This window comes from Listeria innocua, from assembly GCF_028596125.1.
In the GTDB taxonomy this organism is placed as follows: Bacteria; Bacillota; Bacilli; order Lactobacillales; family Listeriaceae; genus Listeria; species Listeria innocua.
On the sequence record NZ_CP117229.1, the window covers coordinates 1,594,754 to 1,620,212 of the forward strand.

23 protein-coding genes, 1 riboswitch and 1 other annotated feature are annotated in these 25,459 nt (G+C 36.9%); of the genes, 4 read left to right on the forward strand and 19 right to left on the reverse strand.

Annotated elements, in window-relative coordinates; translation table 11 throughout:
• Positions 1-35: 35 nt before the first annotated feature.
• Together PQQ29_RS08455 and PQQ29_RS08460 are read right to left on the reverse strand one after the other, a co-directional pair.
• Entirely contained in the window at positions 36-3,107 is a 3,072-nt protein-coding gene (locus PQQ29_RS08455; protein WP_187984135.1) for an SbcC/MukB-like Walker B domain-containing protein, read from the reverse strand.
• Positions 3,104-4,228, reverse strand: coding sequence for an exonuclease SbcCD subunit D (locus PQQ29_RS08460; RefSeq protein ID WP_010991647.1), 1,125 nt, complete (start codon positions 4,226-4,228; stop codon positions 3,104-3,106). Before PQQ29_RS08460 ends, PQQ29_RS08455 begins: the two co-directional genes overlap by 4 nt.
• A gap of 115 nt (positions 4,229-4,343) precedes the next feature.
• On the opposite strand from PQQ29_RS08460, the gene PQQ29_RS08465 reads away from it, so the two are divergent.
• Positions 4,344-4,952, forward strand: coding sequence for a lysophospholipid acyltransferase family protein (locus PQQ29_RS08465; RefSeq protein WP_003762533.1), 609 nt, complete (start codon positions 4,344-4,346; stop codon positions 4,950-4,952).
• 41 nt (positions 4,953-4,993) lie between these two features.
• On the opposite strand, the gene PQQ29_RS08470 is transcribed toward PQQ29_RS08465, so the two are convergent.
• The 12 genes from PQQ29_RS08470 to leuS form a co-directional block, all read right to left on the reverse strand.
• Positions 4,994-5,509 carry a hypothetical protein gene (locus tag PQQ29_RS08470; RefSeq protein ID WP_003767188.1) on the reverse strand — a complete coding sequence of 172 codons (516 nt, stop codon included), beginning with the start codon at positions 5,507-5,509 and terminating at the stop codon, positions 4,994-4,996.
• A 173-nt stretch (positions 5,510-5,682) separates the two neighbouring features.
• The gene (locus tag PQQ29_RS08475) at positions 5,683-6,171 is read right to left on the reverse strand and encodes a CcdC family protein (RefSeq protein ID WP_003772132.1); all 489 of its coding nucleotides are present in this window, start codon (positions 6,169-6,171) and stop codon (positions 5,683-5,685) included.
• 80 nt (positions 6,172-6,251) lie between these two features.
• A complete protein-coding gene (locus PQQ29_RS08480; RefSeq protein ID WP_003772133.1) occupies positions 6,252-8,057 on the reverse strand; it encodes an ABC transporter ATP-binding protein in 1,806 nt (601 codons plus the stop codon).
• On the reverse strand, positions 8,041-9,810 hold the full coding sequence (locus tag PQQ29_RS08485; protein WP_010991648.1) for an ABC transporter ATP-binding protein: 1,770 nt from the start codon (positions 9,808-9,810) through the stop codon (positions 8,041-8,043). Before PQQ29_RS08485 ends, PQQ29_RS08480 begins: the two co-directional genes overlap by 17 nt.
• A gap of 413 nt (positions 9,811-10,223) precedes the next feature.
• On the reverse strand, positions 10,224-10,844 hold the full coding sequence (locus tag PQQ29_RS08490; protein WP_010991649.1) for a hypothetical protein: 621 nt from the start codon (positions 10,842-10,844) through the stop codon (positions 10,224-10,226).
• A 15-nt stretch (positions 10,845-10,859) separates the two neighbouring features.
• Positions 10,860-11,354 carry a matrixin family metalloprotease gene (locus tag PQQ29_RS08495; protein ID WP_003772139.1) on the reverse strand — a complete coding sequence of 165 codons (495 nt, stop codon included), beginning with the start codon at positions 11,352-11,354 and terminating at the stop codon, positions 10,860-10,862.
• Between the two features lie 177 nt (positions 11,355-11,531).
• Positions 11,532-12,170, reverse strand: coding sequence for a VanZ family protein (locus PQQ29_RS08500; RefSeq protein WP_010991650.1), 639 nt, complete (start codon positions 12,168-12,170; stop codon positions 11,532-11,534).
• A 386-nt stretch (positions 12,171-12,556) separates the two neighbouring features.
• Positions 12,557-12,796 (reverse strand): hypothetical protein, encoded by a 240-nt coding sequence (locus PQQ29_RS08505; RefSeq protein ID WP_010991651.1) that lies wholly within the window; start codon positions 12,794-12,796, stop codon positions 12,557-12,559.
• A 140-nt stretch (positions 12,797-12,936) separates the two neighbouring features.
• Positions 12,937-13,821 (reverse strand): translation elongation factor Ts, encoded by an 885-nt coding sequence (gene tsf, locus PQQ29_RS08510; protein WP_003762546.1) that lies wholly within the window; start codon positions 13,819-13,821, stop codon positions 12,937-12,939.
• A 79-nt stretch (positions 13,822-13,900) separates the two neighbouring features.
• Positions 13,901-14,650, reverse strand: coding sequence for a 30S ribosomal protein S2 (rpsB, locus tag PQQ29_RS08515; protein ID WP_003772143.1), 750 nt, complete (start codon positions 14,648-14,650; stop codon positions 13,901-13,903).
• Positions 14,651-14,846: 196 nt separating this feature from the next.
• Positions 14,847-15,224 carry an ArpU family phage packaging/lysis transcriptional regulator gene (locus PQQ29_RS08520; RefSeq protein WP_010990944.1) on the reverse strand — a complete coding sequence of 126 codons (378 nt, stop codon included), beginning with the start codon at positions 15,222-15,224 and terminating at the stop codon, positions 14,847-14,849.
• A gap of 131 nt (positions 15,225-15,355) precedes the next feature.
• On the reverse strand, positions 15,356-17,767 hold the full coding sequence (gene leuS / locus PQQ29_RS08525) for a leucine--tRNA ligase (RefSeq protein ID WP_112119924.1): 2,412 nt from the start codon (positions 17,765-17,767) through the stop codon (positions 15,356-15,358).
• A 73-nt stretch (positions 17,768-17,840) separates the two neighbouring features.
• Positions 17,841-18,042 (reverse strand) — a binding site (T-box leader).
• A 128-nt stretch (positions 18,043-18,170) separates the two neighbouring features.
• On the opposite strand from leuS, the gene mnmL reads away from it, so the two are divergent.
• Together mnmL and mnmM are read left to right on the forward strand one after the other, a co-directional pair.
• Positions 18,171-19,136: a tRNA modification radical SAM protein MnmL/YtqA gene (gene mnmL / locus PQQ29_RS08530; RefSeq protein ID WP_010990946.1), complete on the forward strand. Its 966-nt coding sequence runs from the start codon at positions 18,171-18,173 to the stop codon at positions 19,134-19,136.
• A complete protein-coding gene (gene mnmM / locus PQQ29_RS08535) occupies positions 19,133-19,708 on the forward strand; it encodes a tRNA 5-(aminomethyl)-2-thiouridylate-methyltransferase MnmM (RefSeq protein ID WP_187984136.1) in 576 nt (191 codons plus the stop codon). Before mnmL ends, mnmM begins: the two co-directional genes overlap by 4 nt.
• Before the next feature lie 25 nt (positions 19,709-19,733).
• Here mnmM and asnB read toward each other — a convergent pair whose 3' ends face one another.
• Positions 19,734-21,599 (reverse strand): asparagine synthase (glutamine-hydrolyzing), encoded by a 1,866-nt coding sequence (asnB, locus tag PQQ29_RS08540; RefSeq protein WP_003762560.1) that lies wholly within the window; start codon positions 21,597-21,599, stop codon positions 19,734-19,736.
• 136 nt (positions 21,600-21,735) lie between these two features.
• A complete protein-coding gene (metK, locus tag PQQ29_RS08545) occupies positions 21,736-22,935 on the reverse strand; it encodes a methionine adenosyltransferase (RefSeq protein ID WP_003762563.1) in 1,200 nt (399 codons plus the stop codon).
• Positions 22,936-23,042: 107 nt separating this feature from the next.
• A riboswitch (SAM riboswitch) is annotated at positions 23,043-23,151 on the reverse strand.
• A 194-nt stretch (positions 23,152-23,345) separates the two neighbouring features.
• Here metK and PQQ29_RS08550 point away from each other — a divergent pair.
• Positions 23,346-23,648: a hypothetical protein gene (locus PQQ29_RS08550; RefSeq protein ID WP_003772154.1), complete on the forward strand. Its 303-nt coding sequence runs from the start codon at positions 23,346-23,348 to the stop codon at positions 23,646-23,648.
• 66 nt (positions 23,649-23,714) lie between these two features.
• Here the strand turns inward: PQQ29_RS08550 and PQQ29_RS08555 are convergent, their stop codons facing one another.
• The 3 genes from PQQ29_RS08555 to ytkD are packed head-to-tail and all read right to left on the reverse strand — an operon-like array spanning position 23,715 to position 25,406.
• On the reverse strand, positions 23,715-24,623 hold the full coding sequence (locus PQQ29_RS08555; RefSeq protein WP_187984137.1) for an L-lactate dehydrogenase: 909 nt from the start codon (positions 24,621-24,623) through the stop codon (positions 23,715-23,717).
• Between the two features lie 16 nt (positions 24,624-24,639).
• Complete coding sequence (locus PQQ29_RS08560; protein WP_003762570.1) at positions 24,640-24,882, reverse strand: DUF2584 domain-containing protein; 243 nt, start codon at positions 24,880-24,882, stop codon at positions 24,640-24,642.
• 50 nt (positions 24,883-24,932) lie between these two features.
• Positions 24,933-25,406: an RNA deprotection pyrophosphohydrolase gene (gene ytkD, locus PQQ29_RS08565; RefSeq protein WP_070752897.1), complete on the reverse strand. Its 474-nt coding sequence runs from the start codon at positions 25,404-25,406 to the stop codon at positions 24,933-24,935.
• Positions 25,407-25,459 lie beyond the last annotated feature (53 nt).

A 25,459-nucleotide genomic window follows, 5' to 3' on the forward strand; every position in this document is an offset into this window, starting at 1 on the left:
AGGAAAAGACGAGTGACGGCAACGCAAGCGGTCTTTTAGCTATTAGCAGTAATAAATTTAGTTGTACTTCCGTGATTAGTTGCAGTTACTTCTAACCTTGCTGAAATGCGTTCTTTTAGCTCTGGCACATGGGAAATAATCCCGACTAAGCGGCCGTTTTCTTGTGTTTCCAGTAAACATTCTACGGCGACCTCTAATGACTCTGGATCAAGCGTTCCAAATCCTTCATCAATAAACATGGTTTCCAGTGAAATTCCACCAGCCATTTCTTGGACAACTTCTGCAAGCGACAAAGCAAGTGCTAGCGAGGTTTTAAAGCTTTCTCCACCTGAAAGTGTTTTTACATGACGCGTCAGCCCCGTATATTCATCAAAAACTTCAAGTTCTAACCCACTTTGGACATTCCCTTTTGCTTTTTCGATTTTTCGCTTGAGTTCAAAACGTCCGCTAGTCATTTTAGATAAACGATGATTAGCTCGGTGGATAATAGTATCTAAAAACATCGCTAAAATATAACGTTCAAATGTTAGCCTTCTAGCATTTTTACCACGAGCTGAGTCTGCTAATAAGCCAATGTCCGCATAATTTTCTTCTGCTTTTTCTACTGCTTGAATACTGTTTTGATAGTTTTCGGCAAGTTCTTTTCGTTTCAAAACAAAGTCGCGTTGTTTAATTGTGTTTTCTTCTGACTGAGCAAGTTCTAATTGTTTTTCGGTCATAAATGATTCTAGTTGTTCGATATTTGGTTTTTGTTTGTTTTTCAGTTTTTCTGTTAAATCAGCTTGGCGTGATATAGCTAAATGGCGTTTCCGCTCAAAGTCAGCTAGTTGTTCTTCTTTACTTTTTAGTTCTTCTACTGACATTAAAGCTTGTTTATAAGCCTCATAAGTAGGAAAATCATTTTGTTTCATTGACTCTTTAAAAACTTCGCGTTGGACTTGTAATGCTTCTTTAGCGTCCAGTGTTGTGTTCTCGGCAGATTGCAATGTTGATTCCAGCCTAGTTGTTTCTTTTTCAGCTTCTCTAAATATTTTATCCACTTGTTCGGCTTGTTCCAGATGCGTTTTAATGCTGTTACTTAATTCATTCTTTTTCTTATCAAAAATAGTTTTATCTCGTAAATCGGCTGGAATTGCTTGTTCTAAATAGCTTAGTTTTCCAGATGAGAGTTGGACTTCTTGATGAAAACTTTCTACTTGAAGAGCCGTATTATTTTTTTCTGTTTCTAGCTCTTTTTGTTTGTTTTTTAATGTTTCAAGTGCGCCTTGAATATTTTCTTTTTGCGCCACGTTAGTTTGCAATTGATTTATTTGATCTGTTAGGTTTTTAGCTAATTGGCGGTTTTCTGCTAATAACTTTTCTACTGCAACTAAGTCCACATCTGCTATATCCGCCCATTCAGCTAATTGCCATTCAAGTTGGCTGATTGATTTTTCAACCTCATTAATCGCTAATTGTTTTTCATGTAGTTTAGCTTTTGCCTCTTCTAGCGTTGTGAGGCTGGCTGATTCCCCGTATTCTGCCAATTGTGGATGTGACACAGATCCGCAGACAGGACAAGCGTCACCCTCGTGCAAATGAGCTGCGAGTGTTGCAGCTTGTTCTTGTTGTAAATTTGATTCTTCTTGTTTAATCATTGTTTCTATAGCTAATTTTTCTGTTAAAAGTTGTTTTAGCGTTTGTTCTTCTGTTTGTTTTTGTTTATTCCATAGATCCATTTTCATTCGTTTATTAACAAGTTCTTGATTTTTTTCAATGAGAGCTTCGGCAGTTGTTCGTTTATTAATAGCCTCTAAAATCGCTAGTTCTGCTTGGTTAATTTCTCCTAAACGAGTTTCCATTGACTGTAGTTCTGCTGCGATTTCCTGCTCTGTTTTCATCACTTTTTCTAAACGATCCGCTGCTTCTTTCCAATTAATTTCTGCGCGTCTTTTTTGAATCGTTACTGTTTCTAATTCAATGATTTTTGGTTCCATTTCTTCTAATTGAAAAAGTGTGCGTTTGTTAGCTTCTAGTACTGCTTCTTGTTCGGCGAGTGCTTCTTTTTGTTTTTTTGCATTTGAAAATTGGTTTGTTATCAACTCTACTTCATGCGCTACTTGTTTTTCAGTATTTACTGCTGTTTCTAATTGTTCTTTTAAACGGATACAAAGCGCATCCTGAGAACGCAGGTTACTGGCTCTTTTAGCTGCTTCAATTCGGTTTGCTATCACTTGATAAAAATCTTTTTCAGCTTCTAATTTAGCTACTTCTTCTATATATAAATCTAAATTTTGCCAATCAAGCAGTTGTTCTTTCGCAAGAGTCACTTTTTCAACCGCTTCACTTGTTTCTTTACGAATGATGCTTAAAGCACTTTCTAACTCTGCTAAAATTGCTTGTTCTTGCTTGATAGCTTCTGTTTGCAGCAAACTAATTTCAGTTGTTGTCTTGCCGGTTATTTCTATTCCTGGCAAGCTGAGTTCGGCAAGCTCGGCGACTTTTTTTCTCGCTTCGACAACTAAAATTTCTGCTTCTTTTTGTTTTTCCCACAGCAAATTTTCAACTTTTTCATAGTACACGGTATGCGCTAATCGTTGCAAAATCACTTCTTTTTCTTTACTATCCGATACGAGTAGTTCTCTAAATTCCCCTTGAGGAATCATTAAAATTTGTCTAAATTGATCCACATTAAGTTGAATTAATTCTTCCATTTTCGTATTAACATCACGAACGGAACTCGCAAGGAGCTTCATTTCATCACCTATGAGTTCGTATAATTCAGCTTTTTGAGGAGAAGTTGTCGTTCCATTTCCTCGTTGTTTAGCAATTTCTTGTTGAGGAATACGACTGATCTGATAAATTTTGTCTTTCAATCTAAACACAAGCGTTACTTCCGTTATTTCTTTGTCCGTCGCAAAATGGCTGCGCATGGAAAAACTTTCCCGATCGAATGTGTTTGCTTTTCCAAAAATCGCAAAGCTAATTGCATCAAAAATAGTGGATTTCCCCGCCCCTGTTTTACCAGAAATCACGAAAATTTGTTCCGTTCCTAGTTTTTCAAAGTCAATTACTTCTTTTTTGGCATAAGCTCCAAAAGCTTGCATAGTTAATTTTATCGGTCTCATTCAGTATCCTCCTTTCGCGCTTCTTCAAACACATCTGCTAATTTTTGTCGTTGCGTCTCCGTTAATTTCGTACCATTTACATATTCAAAAAATTGCCCAAATAACTCTAAATCATCTTTTTTCATCATTTCTTCAAAGTTATCTTGCGTTTCTTTTAAGGTTTGCTTTTTACGTTCTAAATGTAAAATATTGGGATAAAATTGGCGCAATTTCCCCATTGGATCAATTAAAGCACCTTCATCCATTAAATTAACTTGAAAGAAATCATTTGGATTTTCCACTAAGTTTTCTGTAAGTTCCGCCAGTGTTCCAGAAATAATGCGCATATCATGTTTCGGCGTTAGAAATCGCTCTTTTACACTAATAAGTTCATTTCCCTCAATTTCTACAATGCGCACACTTTTATTATCCTTTGTTTCTGAAAAAGAATATTTTAACGGCGATCCGCTATAAAAAATAGCAGGATGATTAATCGCATGCGGGTGATGCAAATGACCAAGCGCGGTATAAGTAAATCCATCAAAACAGTTCGTTGAAACTCGGTCCACATTTCCTATCGCAAGTTGGCGTTCTGACTCGCTAGGAATCCCGCCAGAAACAAACGCATGTCCTACTAAAATTTGCGCCTTAGCTGGGTTCCATTTTGTTCGAATTTGTTTCGTCACGGCTTGCATAGCGTCCTCAAAGCTACGAATAGAACTATCAGCCAAGACTTCACGAATAATTGCCGGCTCATGATAAGGCACAAGCCACACTTCCGCATCCATAAACGAAATTGGTTCAAACTGCGAAGTACATTTCCCTTTCATATATAGCTTGCTGCTTTCGTACCACTGACTGCCAAAAGCTAGTCGCTCTGCACTATCATGATTACCACTAATCGCAAATATCGGAATACCTAGTTCTACATTCCATTTCACTAAAATATCATTTAGCACTTTCACCGCATCCGCAGGCGGTACAGCACGGTCATATAAATCTCCAGCCAAAATAAGCGCATCAACTTGTTCTTCCTCGGCAATCTTCGTTATTTGTGCCAAAATATATTCTTGCTCAGCTAGCATCGATACGCCAGATACAATTTTCCCTAAATGCAAATCAGCTGTATGTAAAAATTTCATCGTTTTCCTCTTTTCTTTTTCTCAGAGATTATTTATTTTTAATGCAAAACTCGTCATTTTTAAGTATACTAGATATAGTTTAAAAAAATAACTAGCAATATTGGGAGTGAAGAAGTTGTTTTATCATTTCGCAAAAAACCTCGTTCATTTTATTTTAATTATTATTGGTGGACGATTTCAAGTACAAAACAAAGAGAAAATTATCGAAGCGCCTTATGTTGTAGTTTCCACTCATACGTCTTGGATTGAGATCTTATATCTTGGTTTCGCTTTGTCGCCAACACCAGTACATTATATGGCGAAACAAGAGCTTTTCAAAGGAAAATTCCTCAACTGGCTAATGACGCACCTTAACGCTTTCCCAGTCAATCGTGATAATCCTGGACCAAGTGCCATTAAAGCTCCCATTCGGATGCTTAAATCTGGTAAAGTAGTTGGTATTTTCCCTAGTGGTACAAGAAAAACAACCAACCTTCATTTAAAACGTGGTGCTGTAACTATCGCTCATAAAGCAAAAGTTCCAATGCTACCTGCTGTTTATGATGGACCCAAAACATTTGGAGAAATTTTAAAACGCAAAAAAATCATTATTCGTTTTGGCGATCCGGTATTATTCAATGATACCGAACTTGACCAAAAAGAGCTACTAGAAGTTAAGTCTCAAGAATTAATGGCGACATTTGAACAACTTCAAAATGAAATTAACCAAACAAAAAACAAATAATAAAAAAGACAGCTTCCATTTGGAAACTGTCTTTTTTATTATCAGGAAGCTGTATCAGTTGTAATGCTTGAAGGATTAAGTCCAGCATCTTTTAATACGCCAGCAATTGCTTCGTCCGCTTTTGCCATCGCTTCGTCTGCTTTTGTTGTGTCACGACCACTAGCTTTAAGTGCATCTGCTTCTAATTTATAAGCATCACTTAATTGTTTCACAGCTGCTTTGAAATCATCTGTGTATTTACCTAGGTCTGGTGTTTTTTCACTAGCAAGTGTTTCAGATACTTTAAGTGCTGATTCACTAGCTGGTTTTGCAAGAGCAGCAAGGTCTGCTTCAGATGGTTTAGGATCTGCGCCAACCGCTCCTACATAAGCGTTGTAATCGCCATTGTTTTCATTAATAACGTCTACTAAGTCCATGTAATAATTTAATACGTCGTCCTTAACGTTTGATGTTTCTTTTTTTGTGTCTTCTTTTTTGTCGGAACTATTAGAACCGGAACAAGCCGCAAGCGACAATCCTAGTGCTAAAGTTAAAACTACTAATAACCATTTTTTCAAGATGATGTCCTCCTTTTTTTCAAGCCAAACTCGGAAGCCCTTTTGTAACTGGCCGCGTCAGTCTCGGATATGCTTCACCCATCCGGCAAGTAACATTACTCACGATGTAACATTATTCATTATAAGCTATTCATACTAGATAATTCAAGCTGTTTTGGAAAATGCTTTCACTATTATTCGTACTCGCCACTAACTTCTACTTTACCTAGCTGTTTTTCCGTATTTTTATATTGGAAATACATAACGATTCGCCAAGGCACAATCATTGCAAACGCCATAATCCAGAACATACCAGATAATTCGCCTACTTCCAAACTGCCGCTAATCCAATATTTAATGAAAATCCGAATAAGCAATAATCCCATCAAAATAACCGGAAAAGCTTTCGTGCGTTTAATAAATACGTATTTATGACGAACTTCGAATTTTGTAGTCCAAATTAAAATAACAGAAAACACTAGCCCCATGGCAATTGCTTCTAAAATATCTACTACCGAAACACGGAAAAAAGGAATAACAAACATGAGTGCGCCTGTCGACATCATAATTGGCGGTATGATAATCCCTTTCACACTTGCTGGACGCTTCGATGCTTTCATTCTTATCATGATAATTCCAGCCCCAAAAACAAGTGTAATGATAATTGAAATGACTAATGACACGATTAATTCCCCCTACTTATCTGCTGTAACACTTCGCTCCTCATTATATTCCTTTTACCGCTTGAAATAAACTTCTCTGCTTAAAGCGCTTCGTCTAAATCCATTCCGCTATTTTGTAATTGATACATTGAGTGATATACACCTTGTTCTGCAATTAATGAATCATGTGTACCACGCTCAATAATTCGCCCTTTAGATAAAACTAAAATTAAATCGGCATCCTTAATTGTCGAAAGTCGATGCGCAATCGCAATCGTTGTACGTCCTTCTCTCATTCGTTTTAACCCAGTTTGAATTAAGCTTTCTGTTTCTGTATCAATATTTGCCGTCGCTTCATCTAACACAAGAATTTGTGGGTTCGTCACAACTGTTCTAGCAAAAGAAATCAACTGCCTTTGCCCACTTGAAAATGAAGCACCTCGCTCAATAACTTTATGTTGATATTGATCGGATAACGTTTGAATAAAACCATCTGCTTGAACAAATTTCGCGGCATCCACAATTTGCTCATCCGTAATGTTTTTATCATAAAGACGAATATTCGTGTTAATATCGCCATAAAACATAAAACTATCTTGTAAGACAAGTCCCGTCTTCTTACGCAATTCAGCAATTTCATGGGATTTAATCGACTTACCATCAATTAAAATATCGCCACGCTCGAATTCATAAAAGCGCATCATTAAATTGATAATCGAACTTTTACCACTCCCTGTATGACCAACTAAAGCCACCGTTTGACCAGGTTCTGCTGTAAAGCTAATATTTTTAAGTACATCACGTCCGCCTTCATACGCAAACGAAACATCTTTAAACTCAATTTTTGCACGAGTAATTTTTGCTTCTGGATCATTTAATTGAGCTGGGACTTCTTCTGTTTCATCCATAATACGAAATACTCTAGACGCTGCTGTGATGGCTTCTTGATACATAGCCAAACGTTCCATTACGTTATAAATCGCTTCTAAAAACCGATCAAAATAACTAACAAACGCATAAATTGTCCCGATAGCTACAGGACCAGTTAAAGATTCAGCCCCGAAAAAGCTAAGAATAATCACAACTGCTAGCGCGTAAATCAAGTCAATGGCTGGCCCAAGTAATAGCGCATTAAATTTAATGTTTTTCATTCCAACATCATAATAGTCTTTGTTGATGTGCTCGAATTCTTTTACTAAACGGCGCTCTTGATTAAATTGTTGCACAATCGACATCCCTGAAATCGACTCAGCAATTTTCGCATTTAATTGGCTTAATTTTTCTCGTCTTGCCCGGTAAAACTGGGAACTATATTTCCGGTAAACAAAAATAATAAAGACAATAAGTGGGAATAACAGCAAGCTATAAAGCGCTAACTGAACATTGAGCGCAAACATCGCCGCATAAATCCCTACGAGCATAAACAAACTTTGAATCGCAGTTGAAAGCACATTAATAAACATATCTTTCACAGCTTCCGTATCATTTGTCACACGCGAAACGATACTCCCAGCAGGCGTTTTATCAAAATAACGCATGCCGAGTGAATGAAGCTTCGTAAAAATGTCAATCCGCATTTGCTGCACAATTTCAAGCGCGATTTTTTGGAAATAAAGCAATTGGAAGTACCACACAATGGATTTCCCAATTGTCAGCCCTAAATACCCCGCTCCTAAAATTAACAAAGCTTGCATTTCTAAATTCATTGGCGTTAAATAATCATCCAAGAATATTTTAATTAAAATTGGCGCGAATACATCTGCAAGCGTTACAAGAAGAACAAGAATTCCAGTCCAAATCAAACTTGGAATATGATATTTTGTGTAACTAAGCATTCGCTTTAATACTGCACGGTGTTCTTTACCGGACATCACTAACATTTCGTCTTGTTCATTCATCACTTCCATCAGCCGCACCCCCTTCTCCTAAAGCTTCCTCTAGTTGTTGCTCATGGAACATTTCTGCATACCAGCCATCTAGCGTCATTAGCTCACTATGCGTTCCTCGTTCCACAATTCTCCCTTTATCAATAACAATAATCAAATTAGCATGTTCCACAGAGCTAAGTCGGTGTGCGCTAATGATGGTTGTCTTATCAGAACGATTCTCTTTTAAATTAGATAGAATCTGTTCTTCCGTTTTTGCATCTACCGCCGAAAGTGCATCATCCAAAATCAGCAATTCTGGATTCATAATTAAGGCACGTGCGATGGCAAGCCGCTGTTTTTGCCCACCAGAAAGTGAAACTCCGCGCTCGCCGACAATCGTATCATACCCATGTTCAAACCCAAGAATATCTTCATCAACGGATACAAGTTGCGCGATTTTGCTCACTTCTTCTTGAGGTGCTTCTGGTTTCCCAAAACGAATATTATCACGCACGGTTGTTGAGAATAAAAACTGATCTTGTGGCACATAACCGATTGCTTCTCTCAAAGCTCGTACAGTGTAATCTTGAATTTTTACATCAGCAAAAGAAATTTCGCCATCGTACGTATCATATTCTCGCATTAATAATTTTAATAACGATGTTTTCCCAGAACCAGTTCGCCCAACAATTCCAAGCGTTTCACCAGATTTTAAGTCAAAACCAATCTCTGACAATACGGGTTCACTTTCATCTGGATACGTAAATGCATTAATTTCCACATGTAAATTACCTTCTGGCGTAACATCTACTGCATCTGCGTGATCAATTACATCTTCTTTTTCCGCAAGCAAATGCTGCACACGGTCGTAAGAAGCATTTCCGCGCTGAATGATATTGTATAAAAATCCAAATGCTAACATCGGCCAAATGAGTAAGAATAAATAGTTTGAAAAAGCAATCACTTGTCCAATAGTCAATTCTCCGTCAACAACGAATTTAGCTCCAAACCCTAAGGAAAGCACAAAGGAAATCCCTACAATAATCGAAATCATTGGATCGAACATCGCATCCACTTTAGCAACCGAAATATTTTTTTGAACTACTTCTTTTGTTTGTTTGGCAAAATCTTGAATATCTTCTTTTTCTTGCCCAAATGTTCGTGTGACTTTAATTCCTGAAATACTTTCTTGTGTTTTATCATTTAACATCGAAAAAGCAGCTTGAGCCCCATGGAAACGATCATGTAATTTTTTACCTAAAATCGAACTTCCGAGTACCATAAACGGCATTGGAAGTAATGCAATCAAAGTAAGGCGCCAGTCAATCGTAATCGCCATGGTTGCAATAACCGTTCCTCCTGTTAACACAGAATCCGATAATGTCAAAACACCAATTCCCGCCACTTGTTGAATAGCGGTAATATCATTCGTCGCATGTGCCATTAAATCCCCAGTACGATAACGTTGGAAGAAAAATGGTGACATCTTCGTAAAATGTTCGAACAGTCGTAAGCGTAACGTCCGTTGTAATTTGTTATCAGAACCGAAAATCAACATCCGCCAAACGTAACGTCCAACGTAAGCAAGAACAGCTGCTACAACGAGAATAAGCATCCATTTAATCAATTTTTCTTTTGTCAGTGAGTCATTTGTGACTGCATCCACCGTGTAGCCAATTATTTGCGGCGGTACTAACTGCAAAAGCGCAATTGTAAATAAAATTGTTACCCCAAACGCATAAGACTTCCAATTTTCTTTAAAAAACCAGCTTAATGCTTTAAAAATTTTCAAACAACTATCCCTCCCTTTTTTCCTTAAATTTGGACAAATAAAAATAATGGACCTATTTCTGCCCATTATTACCCGAAAAAATATATTTATTTGTCACCACTTTGTATAAAATAAAACCAACTTAAAGGAGAGTTCCCATGCTCGCGAAATGGTCCGGTGAAATAAATTCTATTTTTAAGCGCAATAATGCCATGTTTGAAGTCGTAATATAATTATTCATCGTCCATTCCTCCTTTGTTTTATTATGCAACGATATTAGTTTAACCGATTTCATTTGAAAGCGCAACAAATAATTGCAAATTGTTTAAAAATTATTTGTATTTCGGGATTACTTTTAAGAAAAAATACAGCTATATACAATAAAAGCATAACGATACTTAGTAAGCACCGTTATGCTTTTTGATCATTTCTATTTAGTTTTCTTCTATTTTCACTTGGTTTTCTACGGCATTTTCATATGTTTCATATTCTTCTGTTTGCGTAACTTCTTTTGCTGTATCGATATTTTTTGTTTTTTCATCGAATGCTATTGTAGAGTTACCACCTGAAATAAGTAATGAACCATCATCTTGCGTATAAGCAGTAAAAATATAAATTTTTCCTACATCTGGCAGTATGTCATCTTCAAATATATCATAGGCAGAACCGTCCTCTCGAATACCACCTTGTTTGGCTATCGCAAGTTCTTTATCCGTTGCCAGTTCATTTTTTAAATTAGAAATAACTTTGATTTTATAATTTGTGTAGGCTTCTCCGATATATTTTACCGAACCATCTTCTTGTTCGATTGGCGTTTTATTTTTATAAATAGTTCCGCTCTCTCCTGTTACTTTTCCGACAAACACATAATCCGCATCACCAACAACTTCATTTGGATTATCGATATTTAGTGTATAGTCTGAATGAATGGCATAAGTTGGAACATCTTTTTTCTTTGGTTCTGTTTTTTCTGCATATGTACTTACTGTTAGCAAGCAACCGATACCTAAAATTGTTACTGTTGAAGCAATTATTCCCATAGTTGTCTTTTTCATCTTAAGTACCCCTTTTTAATATTTTTTATATGCTGCATCATAAGATCTTTTGTCGTTCGTAGATAAGCTCGTCTTGGAAGTACTATATTGGTACATCACATCAGAGGATGCATTATGAGCTAATCGCAAACCATGACCTAATTCGTGTGTTGCTACATTTTGCTTACCAGCATTATTTTTTTTATCCATATTTTTTTTGTTAAAAGTAATTTTTCCATTGCTATAAGTAGTAGCATTAACATTGTTATTGACGGAAACATCACTGCAATAAACATCAGATTTATTCTGCGCAGAAGCTGGTCTAATTACTCCCTTTTTATAGGCGTTCCAAGTATTGGCCCCTGATCTTATAAAAGACATATACTTCGAATTACCCGAGTAATCTAAATGCTTACTACTATCTACTAAATCCCATGTAATAATTTTAGCTGCCGCACTCGCTTCCACACTTGGCATAACCATACTCCATACGCAAATAAATGCTACTAACAATGATAAAATTTTCTTCATTCTGTGTCGCTCCTCTTTGTAAGTAATTTTTCAAGTGAAACAGTAAACATATTAGTTAATACGTATACCTTTTTTTCTTCCTAACGTGATGAATACTCCCCCTTTTCTCTCAAACTATATCATAAAAATAGGAAATCCCTATTTAAATAATAACAAGCTTTCGTACGTACTAAATTTTTAAAATTGGCTCGAGTTTCTGGGCTTTTGTGCTCTAAATACCTTTTTTATACAACAGTAAACTCCGAATCCAACGAAAAATCCGATGATATATAATAGCAAATCGGTTACATCAAACATCCCCACTTTTAATATAGATTGCAAGCTTTCGATTACTAAAATCAAAGTAAAAAAGGCAATAAAGCGCTTTAGAAAATCATCCAAAAATGGAACAAAGCTTAGCAGAAAATACATAGGAGTGAATAACACTAAATTAATTAAAAGTACGGACCACGAAGCTTCATTAACGCGTAAATCTTCCAAAATAAGCATCACATTGACATTAAAATAGGACTCTAAAGATACACTATCATCAGGTCTTAATAAGCCGATAGTTAAAACGAATAAATACAATAAGAGTAATAAATATCCATCCCATTTATTTTGAAGCTTAAAAACCATTTTGAGTAAAATGTATAGTGTGAATACCACAATCCCAAAAGCTAAAACATTTTTATTCAAGCTCTCCATATTGCCAAAGTACATGGGTAAGATATTATAAAATATACGGAAATATACAATAAAAGCTACTAGCAAACTAAGTAAAAATAAAAGTAATTTATAAATATTTCTTTTAATGTTCGTCATCCCTTTTTCCAACCTTGAACGCCTCATTTCTAAACTTTATACCCTCCAAAAAAATTGTAACATGGATAGCGAATGTATAACCAAAAATGTAATGAAATAGCCGATTCTTGTCATGAACGACTAAAATCAGGCTTAAATTAGAATTATTATTACACTTTTTGAAACGAATCGTCTATTTGGTCTATTATTTCACCTTATTTTGAGTGTATTTCACTATTTTATGCAACCAACGTTCCAAATATGACAAATTGTTCAAGGAACTGGATTTCGTGGTTAAGAACCAATACCAAAATCCCTTTATATATATAAATTCTTATATATAAAATGTATAAATATTCATCCGTAGTATATTAAAATTCTCAAAAAAAAGCCTCGATAATTAAATCGAGACTTTTTGTTTATAAAGTGATAATAATACTTGCTATCATAATCATAACTCCAAATAAAAATGCGATAAAAAAACCGAACCACTTTTCTTTATAGGCACCAATTGCAGAAACTAGATAAGCTAATAAATAAACAATTTGTAGCCAAAGAGGTGAATCTAATCCGTCTTTTGTTTGAATCATTGTCCATAAACAATCTACTAAAAATAAAATAAATAAAGTAACAAAAATAAACTTGATGATTTTTTTCATGCTGTTCTCCCTTAGTTTTATTGTACCTTCTAAGTATAGCAAAAAACACACGCAGGATAAACTATCTAAATAAATTTAAAATAAAAAAACTCCTGCATTCCATATAGGGTTGCAGGAGTTTGATATTCATAAAATATTACTTATTTTTTCACTTGGCTCATTACTTCTTCAACAAAGTTATCTTCTTTTTTCTCGATTCCTTCGCCTACTTCAAAACGTACGAATGATACAACTTTTCCGCCGCTTTGTTTTACGTATTCGCCAACAGTGATGTCTGGGTTTTTAACAAATGGTTGGTCTTCTAAAGAAATTTCGCTTAGATATTTTTTCAAACGACCTTCTACCATTTTTTCAACGATATTAGCTGGTTTGCCTTCGTTTAATGCTTGTTGAGTTAATACTTCTTTTTCGTGTTCAACTTCTTCAGTAGAAACGTCTTCACGAGAAATGTATTTAGGATTGATTGCAGCGATGTGCATTGCAACATCTTTTGCAACTGTAGTGTCAGTAGTTCCTTCAAGAAGTGTAAGAACACCAATACGTCCGTTCATGTGGATGTATTCGCCGAAAGCAGAGTTGTCCGCTTTTTCTTTAACTTCAAAACGACGAAGGGAAATGTTTTCACCGATTTTTGTAATTGCTTCAGTGATGTAGTCTTGAACAGTTTGACCATTAGGCATTTCTGTTTTAAGTGCATCTTCTAAGCTATCTGGACGTACTTCAAGAATTTGTTTAGCTAGTGCATCAACTAATTGTTGGAAGTTGTCGTTTTTAGCAACGAAATCTGTTTCAGCATTTACTTCAAGTACTACAGCATGTTTTTCATTGCTGATTACATGAGTCATACCTTCAGAAGCAACACGATCAGATTTTTTCGCAGCTTTAGCGATTCCTTTTTCACGAAGATAGTCAATTGCTTTTTCCATATCTCCTTCAGTTTCTACAAGCGCTTTTTTACAATCCATCATACCAGCGCCAGTTTTTTCACGTAATTCTTTTACCATTTGAGCTGTAATATTAGCCATTTATTTTCCCTCCAATTTTTCTCTTTAAAAAAGGTGATAAGAATAGTGCCTTATCACCTTGAAAGTTTCAAATAAAATCTTATGCTTCAGTAGTTTCTTCTGCAGCTTTTTCTTCTACAGGAGCAACTTCCGCTTCAGTTAACTCTTCCCCTTGGTTCACTTCAATGATAGCGTCAGCCATTTTAGCAGTTAAAAGTTTAACCGCACGGATAGCGTCATCATTTGCAGGGATTACGTAGTCGATTTCATCCGGATCACAGTTTGTATCAACAATACCGATGATAGGAATATGAAGTTTACGAGCTTCTGCAACCGCAATACGTTCTTTGCGTGGGTCAACGATGAATAGAGCGTCAGGAAGACCTTTCATGTCTTTGATTCCGCCTAAGAAGCGTTCTAGTTTTTCTTGTTCTTTTTTAAGAAGGACTACTTCTTTTTTAGGAAGGACTTCAAAAGTTCCGTCTGCTTCCATTTTTTCGATTTTTTTAAGGTGTTGAATACGTTTTTGAATAGTTTCAAAGTTAGTTAAAGTACCACCTAACCAACGATGATTCACGAAATATTGTCCAGAACGGATAGCTTCGTCGCGAACGGATTCTTGAGCTTGTTTTTTAGTTCCTACAAACAGGATAGTTCCGTTGTCGCTAGCTACTTCACGCATGAAGTTGAAAGCTTCGTCTACTTTTTTCACTGTTTTTTGTAGGTCAATGATATAAATACCATTTCTTTCTGTGAAGATATATTTCTTCATTTTTGGGTTCCAACGGCGAGTTTGGTGGCCGAAGTGAACTCCTGCTTCGAGTAATTGTTTCATTGAAATAACAGGCATGTGTTATTCCCTCCTATTGGTTTATTTTTTGCGGATTAACCGCCCTCCGCATGGATCAACCAGCTGAAAAACTTAAGCGAACAAGTCGTTAAGCACCTTCTCAGTCTGTCACCGTGCGTGTGTGATTTAACACCGTTTCCTAATATACCATAAAAACGAGAAATATGCAACCTGTAATACAGATCTTCTTCCTAAACTAGTTTTTTTCAACGATAATCTCAAGTTCTTCGGCTAAACTGAGAACGGCTTGTTTTTTTATTCTTTTAAATTGTGCTATTTCATAAGGTAATTCCATCATTGTAGCGATGTCTTTTTGTTTATCAATATAACATTTAATTAGAATGAAACGATGCAGAGGTTTCATGGTATTTAATATCTCTGTATATAATTGAACTAATTTTCCTATTGCAGTTATATCGCTACTGTCATCTGTTATTAACTTTTTTTCTACTATACCCTCAGAATTAAGTTGTATCTTGTTCCTAGGTCCTAAAAGGAAAACCAAATACTGAAACTCCTCAAAAAAACGTTTTACATTTTGGACAGTTTTAATGTAGTCTATACTGTTTTTCATTGCTGACACCCCGTTTTACATTAATACTAGCAAAATATTAGCTATATTTGTTATGCATGTTGCTTAAAATTTTCCAAAGAAAAAACGCTTCAAAATTAGCAACAAAGCTCAATTTCGAAGCGTTTCTCTAATCAATTCGCAACAATATTTACAAGTTTTCCTGGAACGACGATTACTTTACGGATGGTTTTTCCGTCTATGTTTTCTTTGATTTTATCGTCTTCATGTGCGAGTTTCTCTAGTTCTTCTTTTCCGAGTGACTTTGCAACGGTGATTTTACTTTTTACTTTGCCATTTACTTGAAGTACGATTTCTACTTCATCTTCTACTAGTTTTGTTTCATCGTAGGCTGGCCAAGCTACATAGCTAATTGTTTCTGTATGACCAAGGATTTCCCACAATTCTTCTGCAAGGTGTGGTGCAATTGGTGACAAGAGTTGAACGAAACCTTCAACATATTGTTTTGGAATCGTATCTTGTTTGTATGCTTCATTGATGAAAATCATTAGTTGCGAAATCCCGGTATTGAAACGCAGATTTTCGTAATGATTAGTAACTGTTTTCACCATATGATGATACGCTTTTTCTAAATTAGCATTCGCATCGGTTGTAACTTTTTCAGCAAGAGTGCCTTCTTCAGTTACTAGCAAGCGCCAAATACGGTCTAAGAATTTACGCGCACCTTCTAGTCCATTTTCATTCCAAGCAATAGAAGCTTCCAGTGGTCCCATGAACATTTCGTACAAGCGAAGTGTGTCTGCACCGTATTTTTCTACTACTTCATCAGGGTTAACGACATTGCCTCTTGATTTGGACATTTTTTCGTTATTTTCGCCAAGAATCATGCCTTGGTTAAATAGTTTTTGGAAAGGTTCTTTTGTTGGAACTACACCGATATCGTACAAGAATTTATGCCAGAAACGTGCATAAAGAAGGTGAAGTACTGCATGTTCTGCCCCGCCGATATAAACATCTACAGGAAGCCATTCTGCTAATTTTTCTTTATCAGCAATTGCTTCAGTATTGTTTGGATCGATATAGCGCAGGAAATACCAGCTTGACCCAGCCCATTGTGGCATAGTATTTGTTTCACGACGACCTTTACGACCATTTTCGTCTGTAACGTTTACCCAGTCGTGCAAGTTAGCAAGAGGAGATTCGCCAGTTCCTGAAGGTTTGATTTCCGTTGCTTTTGGCAAGAGTAGTGGCAGTTCTTCTTCTGGTACAAGCGTTGTTTCACCGTCTTCCCAATGAATAACTGGAATTGGTTCGCCCCAGTAACGTTGTCTACTAAACAACCAGTCGCGCAAACGATACGTGATTTTACGGCTACCGATGCCTTCTTTTTCTAGCCAATCAATTGCAGCGGTAATCGCTTCGGCTTTAGCTAGTCCGTTCAAGAAATCAGAGTTAATATGTGGTCCATCGCCAGTGAATGCTTCTTTTGTCACGTCGCCGCCTTCAAGAACAGGACGAATATTCAAACCAAATTGTTGCGCAAATTCAAAGTCGCGTTCATCGTGGGCTGGTACGGCCATAATTGCACCCGTTCCATATTGAATTAACACGTAGTCAGCAATCCAAATCGGCACTTCTTCGCCGTTGATTGGATTAATCGCGTAAGCTCCTGTGAATACGCCTGTTTTGTCTTTTGCAAGGTCGGTTCTTTCTAGCTCGCTTTTTAGTTCTACTTGTTTTTTATAAGCTTCAACTGCTTCTTTTTGCTCAGGTGTTGTGATTTTTTCGATAAGTTCGTGTTCTGGTGCAAAAACCGTATATGTTGCGCCAAAAAGTGTATCTGGGCGTGTTGTAAAGACATTAAACGTTTCATCGCTATCTTTAATTTTAAAAGTAACTTCTGCGCCTTCTGAACGACCAATCCAGTTACGTTGCATATCTTTAATATTTTCAGGCCAGTCTACAAGTTCAAGGTCATCTAGCAAACGATCTGCATAGGCGGTAATTTTAAGCATCCATTGACGCATTGGTTTACGGAAAACTGGGAAGCCACCGCGTTCACTTTTGCCATCAATTACTTCTTCATTGGCTAATACGGTTCCAAGTGCCGGACACCAATTTACAGCGATTTCGGCTTCATAAGCTAGGCCTTTTTCATATAGTTTTTCAAAAATCCATTGTGTCCATTTATAATATTCTGGATCTGTTGTATTAATTTCACGGTCCCAATCATAGGAAAAACCAAGAGATTTAATTTGGCGAGTAAAGTTGGCAATATTCAGTGCGGTGAATTCTTCTGGATCGTTACCAGTATCAATCGCATATTGCTCTGCAGGAAGTCCAAATGCATCCCAACCGATTGGATGAAGGACGTTCTTCCCTTGCATGCGTTTCATTCTAGACAAAATATCTGTTGCAGTATAGCCTTCTGGATGTCCTACGTGAAGACCTGCTCCAGATGGATAAGGAAACATATCAAGTGCATAGAAGTTTTCTTTATCTTTATCTTCTGTTGTTTTAAAAGTGTTATGTTCACTCCAATATTGTTGCCATTTCGGTTCCATTTTTTTATGATTAAATGTCACTTTACTCATCCTCTTTTCCTTAAAATATCGAATTTTGGCTACAAAAAAATCCCTACATCCCAACGGCTTATCGCCATGGGACGAGAGATGCTTCTCCCGCGGTACCACCCACATTAGTGTTTAACCACTCAACTTAACAATTCCTTAACGCGGAAAACGGGGATACACCCAAGCTCCATGGTAAGTTCATCCGGATTTTGTGACTGACTTGCACCAACCGTCAGCTCTCTTCACATCAAAATATGCAGATTACTACTCCAATTCATCGCTATTTCGCAAAATTCATTAGTCTTATTGTAGCTGAATTTAGGTTTTTTAGCAAGCGGTCTGAAGATTTATCTAACTTTTGTAGTAAAATGTGCTAAAATGAATGGAGAATTTCATTTGAAGGAGTCTAAAACTAGTGAAACAAACGAATCCATTTGTATATAGTAATGATAATAAAAGATACCATACATGGAACTACTGTTTACGAGAAGAATTTGGGCAAAAGACATATAAAGTTGCGCTCGATGGTGGTTTTGATTGTCCAAATCGTGATGGCACAGTAGCGCATGGCGGTTGTACATTTTGTAGTGCGGCAGGTTCTGGAGATTTTGCCGGGAATCGAGCGCTTGATTTAAAAGTACAATTCCAACAAGTGCGCGACAAAATGCAAACGAAATGGAAAGACGGGAAATGTATTGCTTACTTCCAGGCTTTTACTAACACTCATGCCCCTGTTGCTGAACTGCGTGAGAAATTTGAAACAGTTTTGAATGAGCCTGGCGTGGTTGGGCTTTCGATTGCGACACGACCTGACTGTTTGCCGGATGATGTCGTTGAATACTTGGCTGAATTAAATGAACGGACTTATTTATGGTTAGAGCTTGGTTTACAATCTGCTCACGATGAAACTGGGCGCTTAATTAACCGCGCGCATGACTATGATTGTTATTTAGAAGGCGTGCGCAAACTGCAAAAACATAATATCCGCATTTGTACCCACATTATTAATGGTCTTCCGAAAGAAACGCCGGAAATGATGATGGAAACCGCACAAAAAGTAGTTGAAAGTGGCGTTGATGGTATTAAAATCCATTTACTCCATTTATTAAAAGGAACGCCAATGGTAGAAGATTATAAAAAAGGTGACTTAGAATTTTTAACCCGTGATGGTTATGTGAACTTAGTAGCTGACCAACTTGAAATTCTGCCTCCTGAAATGGTTATTCACCGAATTACAGGTGATGGTGGCGTGGATGACTTAATTGGCCCAGTTTGGAGTTTAAATAAATTTGAAGTACTGAATGCCATTGATGCGGAACTCGTTCGAAGAGATAGTTGGCAAGGGAAATTATATCAACCTGTGGAAGTGAGTTCCAAATGAATTTACGTGGTATTCTCCCCTTCGCTCATGATACACTTCGAAAAGTAGTTCGCTCTGGAGATTATGTAATTGACGCAACGTGTGGTAACGGGCATGATACGCTTTTACTAGCTGAACTTGTTGGTGTAAATGGTCATGTGATTGGATTCGATATTCAACAAATGGCAATTGATGCAACGAAAACTCGTTTAGAAAATGCGAGTGTCGCATCACAAGTAGAGCTCGTATGTGCTAGCCATGCGCTTATTCCAGAATATGCAACAAAACCTGTTCGCGCTGCTATTTTCAATCTCGGCTACTTGCCAGGTGGCGACAAAGAAATTACGACAACCGCTGATTCTACGTTAGAAAGCATTGGCCATTTAATGCAGCTACTTGAAGTTGGTGGCGTCATTATTCTTGTAATTTATCACGGTCATCCAGCTGGAAAAGTCGAAAAAGATGCTGTCTTGACTTTTTGTGAAGCGATTCCGCAACAAGATTTCCACGTTTTATCTTATAACTTTATTAATCAAAAAAATGATGCCCCATTCGTCATTATCATCGAAAAAAGAAAACCTAGACAAAGCTAGTAATTAGCCTGTCTAGGTTTTCTTTTTATTTTCCAAAGTCGTATTTATCTGCTACGTATACATCGTACCAAATCATGAAAATAACAACTGTCCAGATTTTACGACTGTAGTCGAATTTACCGGCACAGTGATCGTCTAGTAAGCCTAGAACGTATTGTTTGTTAATTAAATGATCGGTTGGTGATTCTTTAATGATATTTTTAACCCAAGCGTTCATTTCGTCTTTTAGCCAGTGACGAATTGGTACTGGGAATCCTAGTTTACGGCGATTAAGTACGTGTTCTGGTACAAAAGTGGCTGCCGCTTTACGTAAGATGTATTTGGTTGTTCCATTGGTTGTTTTCATTGTATCTGGAATATTTCTTGCTACATTGTACACTTCTTTATCAAGGAAAGGTACACGAACTTCCAGTGAATTAGCCATCGTCATCCGGTCAGCTTTTAGGAGAATATCTCCACGTAGCCACGTATGAATATCAATATACTGCATTCTTTCTACAGGATGATAATTCTTAGTTTCTGCATAAAATGGATCCGTAATGTTCGTATAATCATGACCAGATTGGTATTTCGGAAGTAAAATTTGTTTTTCTTTTTCTGTGAACATTTTGGCGTTTCCGATGTAACGTTCTTCCATCGGTGTTGTTCCGCGTTCTAAGAAACTTTTACCACGCATTCCTTCTGGCATAATACGCGCCACGCTATTTAACATTGATTTAAATACGCCTGGCATTTTGTTAAACATCGCAAGGGAATTTGGTTCGTTATAAATGTTATAACCGCCAAAAAGTTCATCTGCGCCCTCACCTGATAATGCTACTGTTACTTGTTTACGCGCTTCTCTTGATAAGAAATAAAGCGGAATAGCAGCCGGATCAGCAAGTGGGTCATCCATATGCCAAACAATTTTTGGTAATTCTTTCATATATTCTTCCGGTGAGATAACATAACTAATATTTTCTACACCAAGCTTATCTGCTGTTTCTTTAGCTACATCGATTTCACTGAAACCATCGCGTTCAAAACCAACAGAAAATGTTTTAATTGCAGGATGGTATTCTTTGGCAATCGCCGCAATAATCGATGAATCAATACCGCCAGATAGGAATGAACCAACTGGTACATCGGAGCGCATATGCATTTTTACAGAATCATACATTACGTCACGCACTTCTTTAATCCATGCGTCTTCTGATTTAGTTACTGGTGCAAAAGATGCTTTCCAATAAGTAGTAATTTCCATTGGTTGACCAATTTTCTTCGTGAACTGATGTCCTGGTTCTAAGCGTTTTACATTTTTAGTTAAGGAATCTGGTTCTGGAACGAATTGATAAGTCATGTAGTTTTGTAATGAAACTTCATCTAGTTCTTTTTCTTTTAAAGCATGTAAAATGGATTTCTTTTCAGAACCCATAAATAGCTTACCGTCTTCTTCTGCATAGAAAAATGGTTTAATGCCGAATGGGTCGCGTGCGCCGTAAACAAGTTCTTCTTGTTTATCCCAAATAACAAAACCAAACATCCCACGAAGACGTTCTGCTGTTTTTTCTTTGTATTTCGCATATGTAGCGATAATTACTTCTGTATCACTTTCGGTTTCAAATGTCATTCCTTCAGCAACTAATTGCTCGCGGAGTTCCACATAGTTATAAACTTCTCCATTAAAAATAATCCAGTAACGCTCATTTTCATACGTTAACGGTTGATGACCGTTTTCTACATCAATAATACTTAAACGGCGGAAACCAAACTGCACGTGATCATCTGTGAAGTATCCTTCATCATCTGGCCCACGGTGCGTAATCATACTGTTCATTTGTCTAAAGGTTTCTTTATCAGCGCCAGTAATTTCTGTAATGCGGTCATGTACGCATCCTACAAATCCACACATGGTAACATTTCTCCTCTATATAGATAATCATTTTATCTTTTTTTCACAACGTCTATCATATCATAACTAGGCTTTCTTTGCACTGTTTAGGAAAGAAAAAAACCGAACATTCCTCACAAGAAATGTTCGGTTAAGCTTATTTTACGATTAATTTTTTTAAGGCTTCTGCTTTATCCGTTCTTTCCCAAGGTAAATCAAGGTCGCTACGGCCAAAATGACCAAATGCAGCTGTTTGACGATAAATTGGACGACGTAGATCAAGCATATGGATTATCCCAGCTGGGCGTAAGTCAAATAGCTCATTAACACCATCAATTAGTTCTTGTTCTGAATAGTCACTTGTTCCATATGTGTCAATCGAAATGGAAACTGGACGCGCAACTCCGATGGCATATGCAACTTGTACTTCTACTTTTTTAGCAAGTCCAGCAGCAACGATATTTTTAGCGACATATCTTGCTGCATAAGCACCCGAACGGTCTACTTTGGTTGGATCTTTACCAGAAAATGCTCCCCCGCCGTGACGCGCATAACCACCGTATGTATCCACGATAATTTTACGGCCAGTAAGTCCAGCATCGCCAAGTGGTCCACCAATAACAAAGCGGCCAGTTGGATTAATAAAGTATTTCGTATTTTCATCTAAGAAAGAAGCATCAATTACTTCTGGGAATAGATGTGTGTGTAAGTCTTTCGCGATTTGTTCTTGTGTGATGTCAGGATGATGTTGCGTTGAAACAACAATTGTATCAATGCGAACAGGTTGATTAAATTCATCATATTCTACGGTTACTTGCGTTTTTGCATCTGGTCGTAAATAATCTAATTTATTCGTTTTACGTAATTCTGTTAACTTGCGTGCCAAGCCATGTGCCAAAAAGATTGGTAGTGGCATTAACTCTTCTGTTTCATCTGTAGCAAAACCAAACATCAAACCTTGATCTCCTGCTCCAATTGCTTCAATAGCAGCATCAATTTCGCTGCCACTTCTTGATTCTAGTGCCTCGTCCACACCTTGCGCAATATCTGGTGATTGTTCGTCAATAGCCGTTAAAACAGCACATGTCTCTGCATCAAAACCATATTTTGCTCGAGTATAGCCGATCTCTTTAATAGTATCACGAACGATTTTAGGAATATCTACATATACAGAAGTAGTAATCTCACCTGCTACTAAAACTAAACCAGTCGTCACAGTAGTCTCACAAGCGACACGTGCGTCTGGATCTTTTGAAATAATTGCATCTAAAATTGCATCAGATATTTGATCTGCAATTTTATCTGGATGTCCATCAGAAACCGATTCCGATGTAAATAGATGACGGTTTTTAGCCAATTTTATTTTCCTCCTTTAGTTCTCTCCAAATACGTCTCATATAAAAAGCCTCTCTCTATTTTGCACGAAACGCGCACGAATAGAGAAAGGCTATAATTATACCTTTGCTCTCATCGTTCAGGAGATATTACTCCTGCAACAGATTAGCACCTTTCACTTATATGTGTAGGTTGCTGGGCTTCAAAGGGTCAGTCCCTCTACCGCTCTGGATAAGAGATAAATTTTAATTCTAAGATAGAATACCATAAACTGAGGCTATATGCAATAAAAATTCGGTTTTGTCTTGATTTCCATTTGCAAAAAACAGTAAAAAAATGCCTTCCTTTATTTTTCGCTTATCATTATTTCCATCCTGTGGTATGATAGATGGATAAAAAAGATGTTTTACTTATCTAAAGGAGATTGTATCTATGAGTTTAATTACGTTATCCTTGATTATTTTTCTTGGGTTTTTAGCCGTTGTATGTTTATTTGATTTTGTTTTTCGTTGGTATTGGTTTAAATATTTCTTAGCAACAATGGGATTAATTGCAAGTGGTGTGGTATTTTTCATCAGTTTTTACGGTGGTGGGATGTCACAAACAGAAATCGCTATTGCTATTTTTATTGGTTCATTTGGTGAATATGTCGTATCACTTATTATTAGCCTAGTTCGCTTTATTTCCAAAAAATCAAAAAAACCTAAACAAAAGAAAAAAGTCAAAACAGCTTAAAAAACTAGCTACGTTAAAAGATGAGAATCTTTAATGTAGCTAGTTTTTTTATCGATAATTTTAAATCTAAAGCAAGTCGAAAGCTTTACGGATAACTTCCGCCGAATGTTCAAAATTAGTTTGTTCTTCTTTAGTTAGTGGTGGTTTTATCGTATCTAGAACCCCATTTGCTCCAATAAGTGCTGGTTGTCCGATATATGTATTTGTTTGTTCTGAAAAAACAGCTAACGGAAGTACTTGTTTCGCATCTGTTAAAAGAGCATCAACAATTCCCGCTGTGGCAGTAGCAATTCCAAAACTCGTCCAACCTTTACCCGTTAAAATATTCCAGCCACCGCCGCGTACTGCATCTTTTAAAGCAGGTAAATCAAGCGGTGTCTTCGTTTTATAATCAGTGATATTGACGCCACCGATTTTCACAGTCGACCACGCAACAAATTGTGATTCACCATGCTCGCCAAGAACGTAACCTTCGATGCTTTTTGGATTAATATGTAAAGCTTCTCCAACTACTCTTCTCATTCTAGCAGTATCAAGCGATGTCCCTGTTCCAAATACACGGGAATGATCAAAACCAGATATTTTTTGAATAAGCATGGTAATAACATCACACGGATTAGTAATATTCACAAAAATTCCTTTAAAACCTGTCGCTAAAATTTTCGGCACAATCTCCGTTACCGAACGACTTGTTTCAACGAGTTCTTCCATACGATCTTCTCGTAGTAGTGTTTCCGGACCAACAGCCATCACAATAATATCTGCATCTGAAAGAGCTTCCCAGTTATTCGCTGTAATGGTTGTATAGGAACGAGTCATCGATGCCATATCGCGTAACTCAAGCGCTTCACTCTCTGCTTTTGCTTCTATATTATCAATTATAACGATTTCATCACAAATCCCTTGCGTAACAAGAGAAAAAGCCACGTCGCTTCCAACATGACCAGCACCAATTATACCAACTTTGCGTTTCAAAAAATCCCCTCCACAATTAGTTACTTGAATTTAAAGCGATTAATTCATATTTAATGATGGTTTTATTATTTTCCCATACAAGTTTGCGCGGAATTGCTTCTCCAAGTGTTTCGCCTTCTTTTGTTTTACGAACAGCAATTGGAACATCAATTGGATAAATCCGGTAACCTACTTTTTCCAGTTCAAAGAAATTATCTGAAATTCTTTTTTCATTTCCCTTTGTTACGATCATTGTGTTTACCTCAAGTGGCATACCCAATTTTCTCACCTCCAGTTTCTTTTATCATAGCAGAGATTACCCTGGTTTGACTAGTTTTTATCGTTTAAAATCCGCTCAGCCTGCTTAACAATTTGTACCATTCCAGCGTCACGCATAAAAAAACTAAATGCCGGTTGCAAAATAAACTTACTAAGTGTTCCTTTCACAACAACTGGACCTTTTGTTTCTAAGTAGTTTTGTTGCCTTGTTATTGAAACAATCTTTGCTGTATAAACCCGTTTAGTAAAAGTTCGTTCCTTAGATTCAACTAAATAATCCGCAACAAAATGAAATCCTTCAGCCACTGCACCAGTTTCTTCCATTAGTTCTCGGCGGGCTGCCACAAGACTAGTCTCGCCCGGCTCTCCTTTACCACCGGGGAATTCGAGACCGCGAATTTTATGTTCCGTAAAAAGCCAACCATCGTCAATTTTAGGAATAATGAGTACGTCATCTGGATTTTCCCCCTGTTCTTCAAAATAAATGGTTACTTTATTTCCTAAAGTATCTTTATAAATAAACAAAAACTCACTTCCTTTTCTTTTTTCAAAAATATGGTAAGCTGTTAGTAAGATGA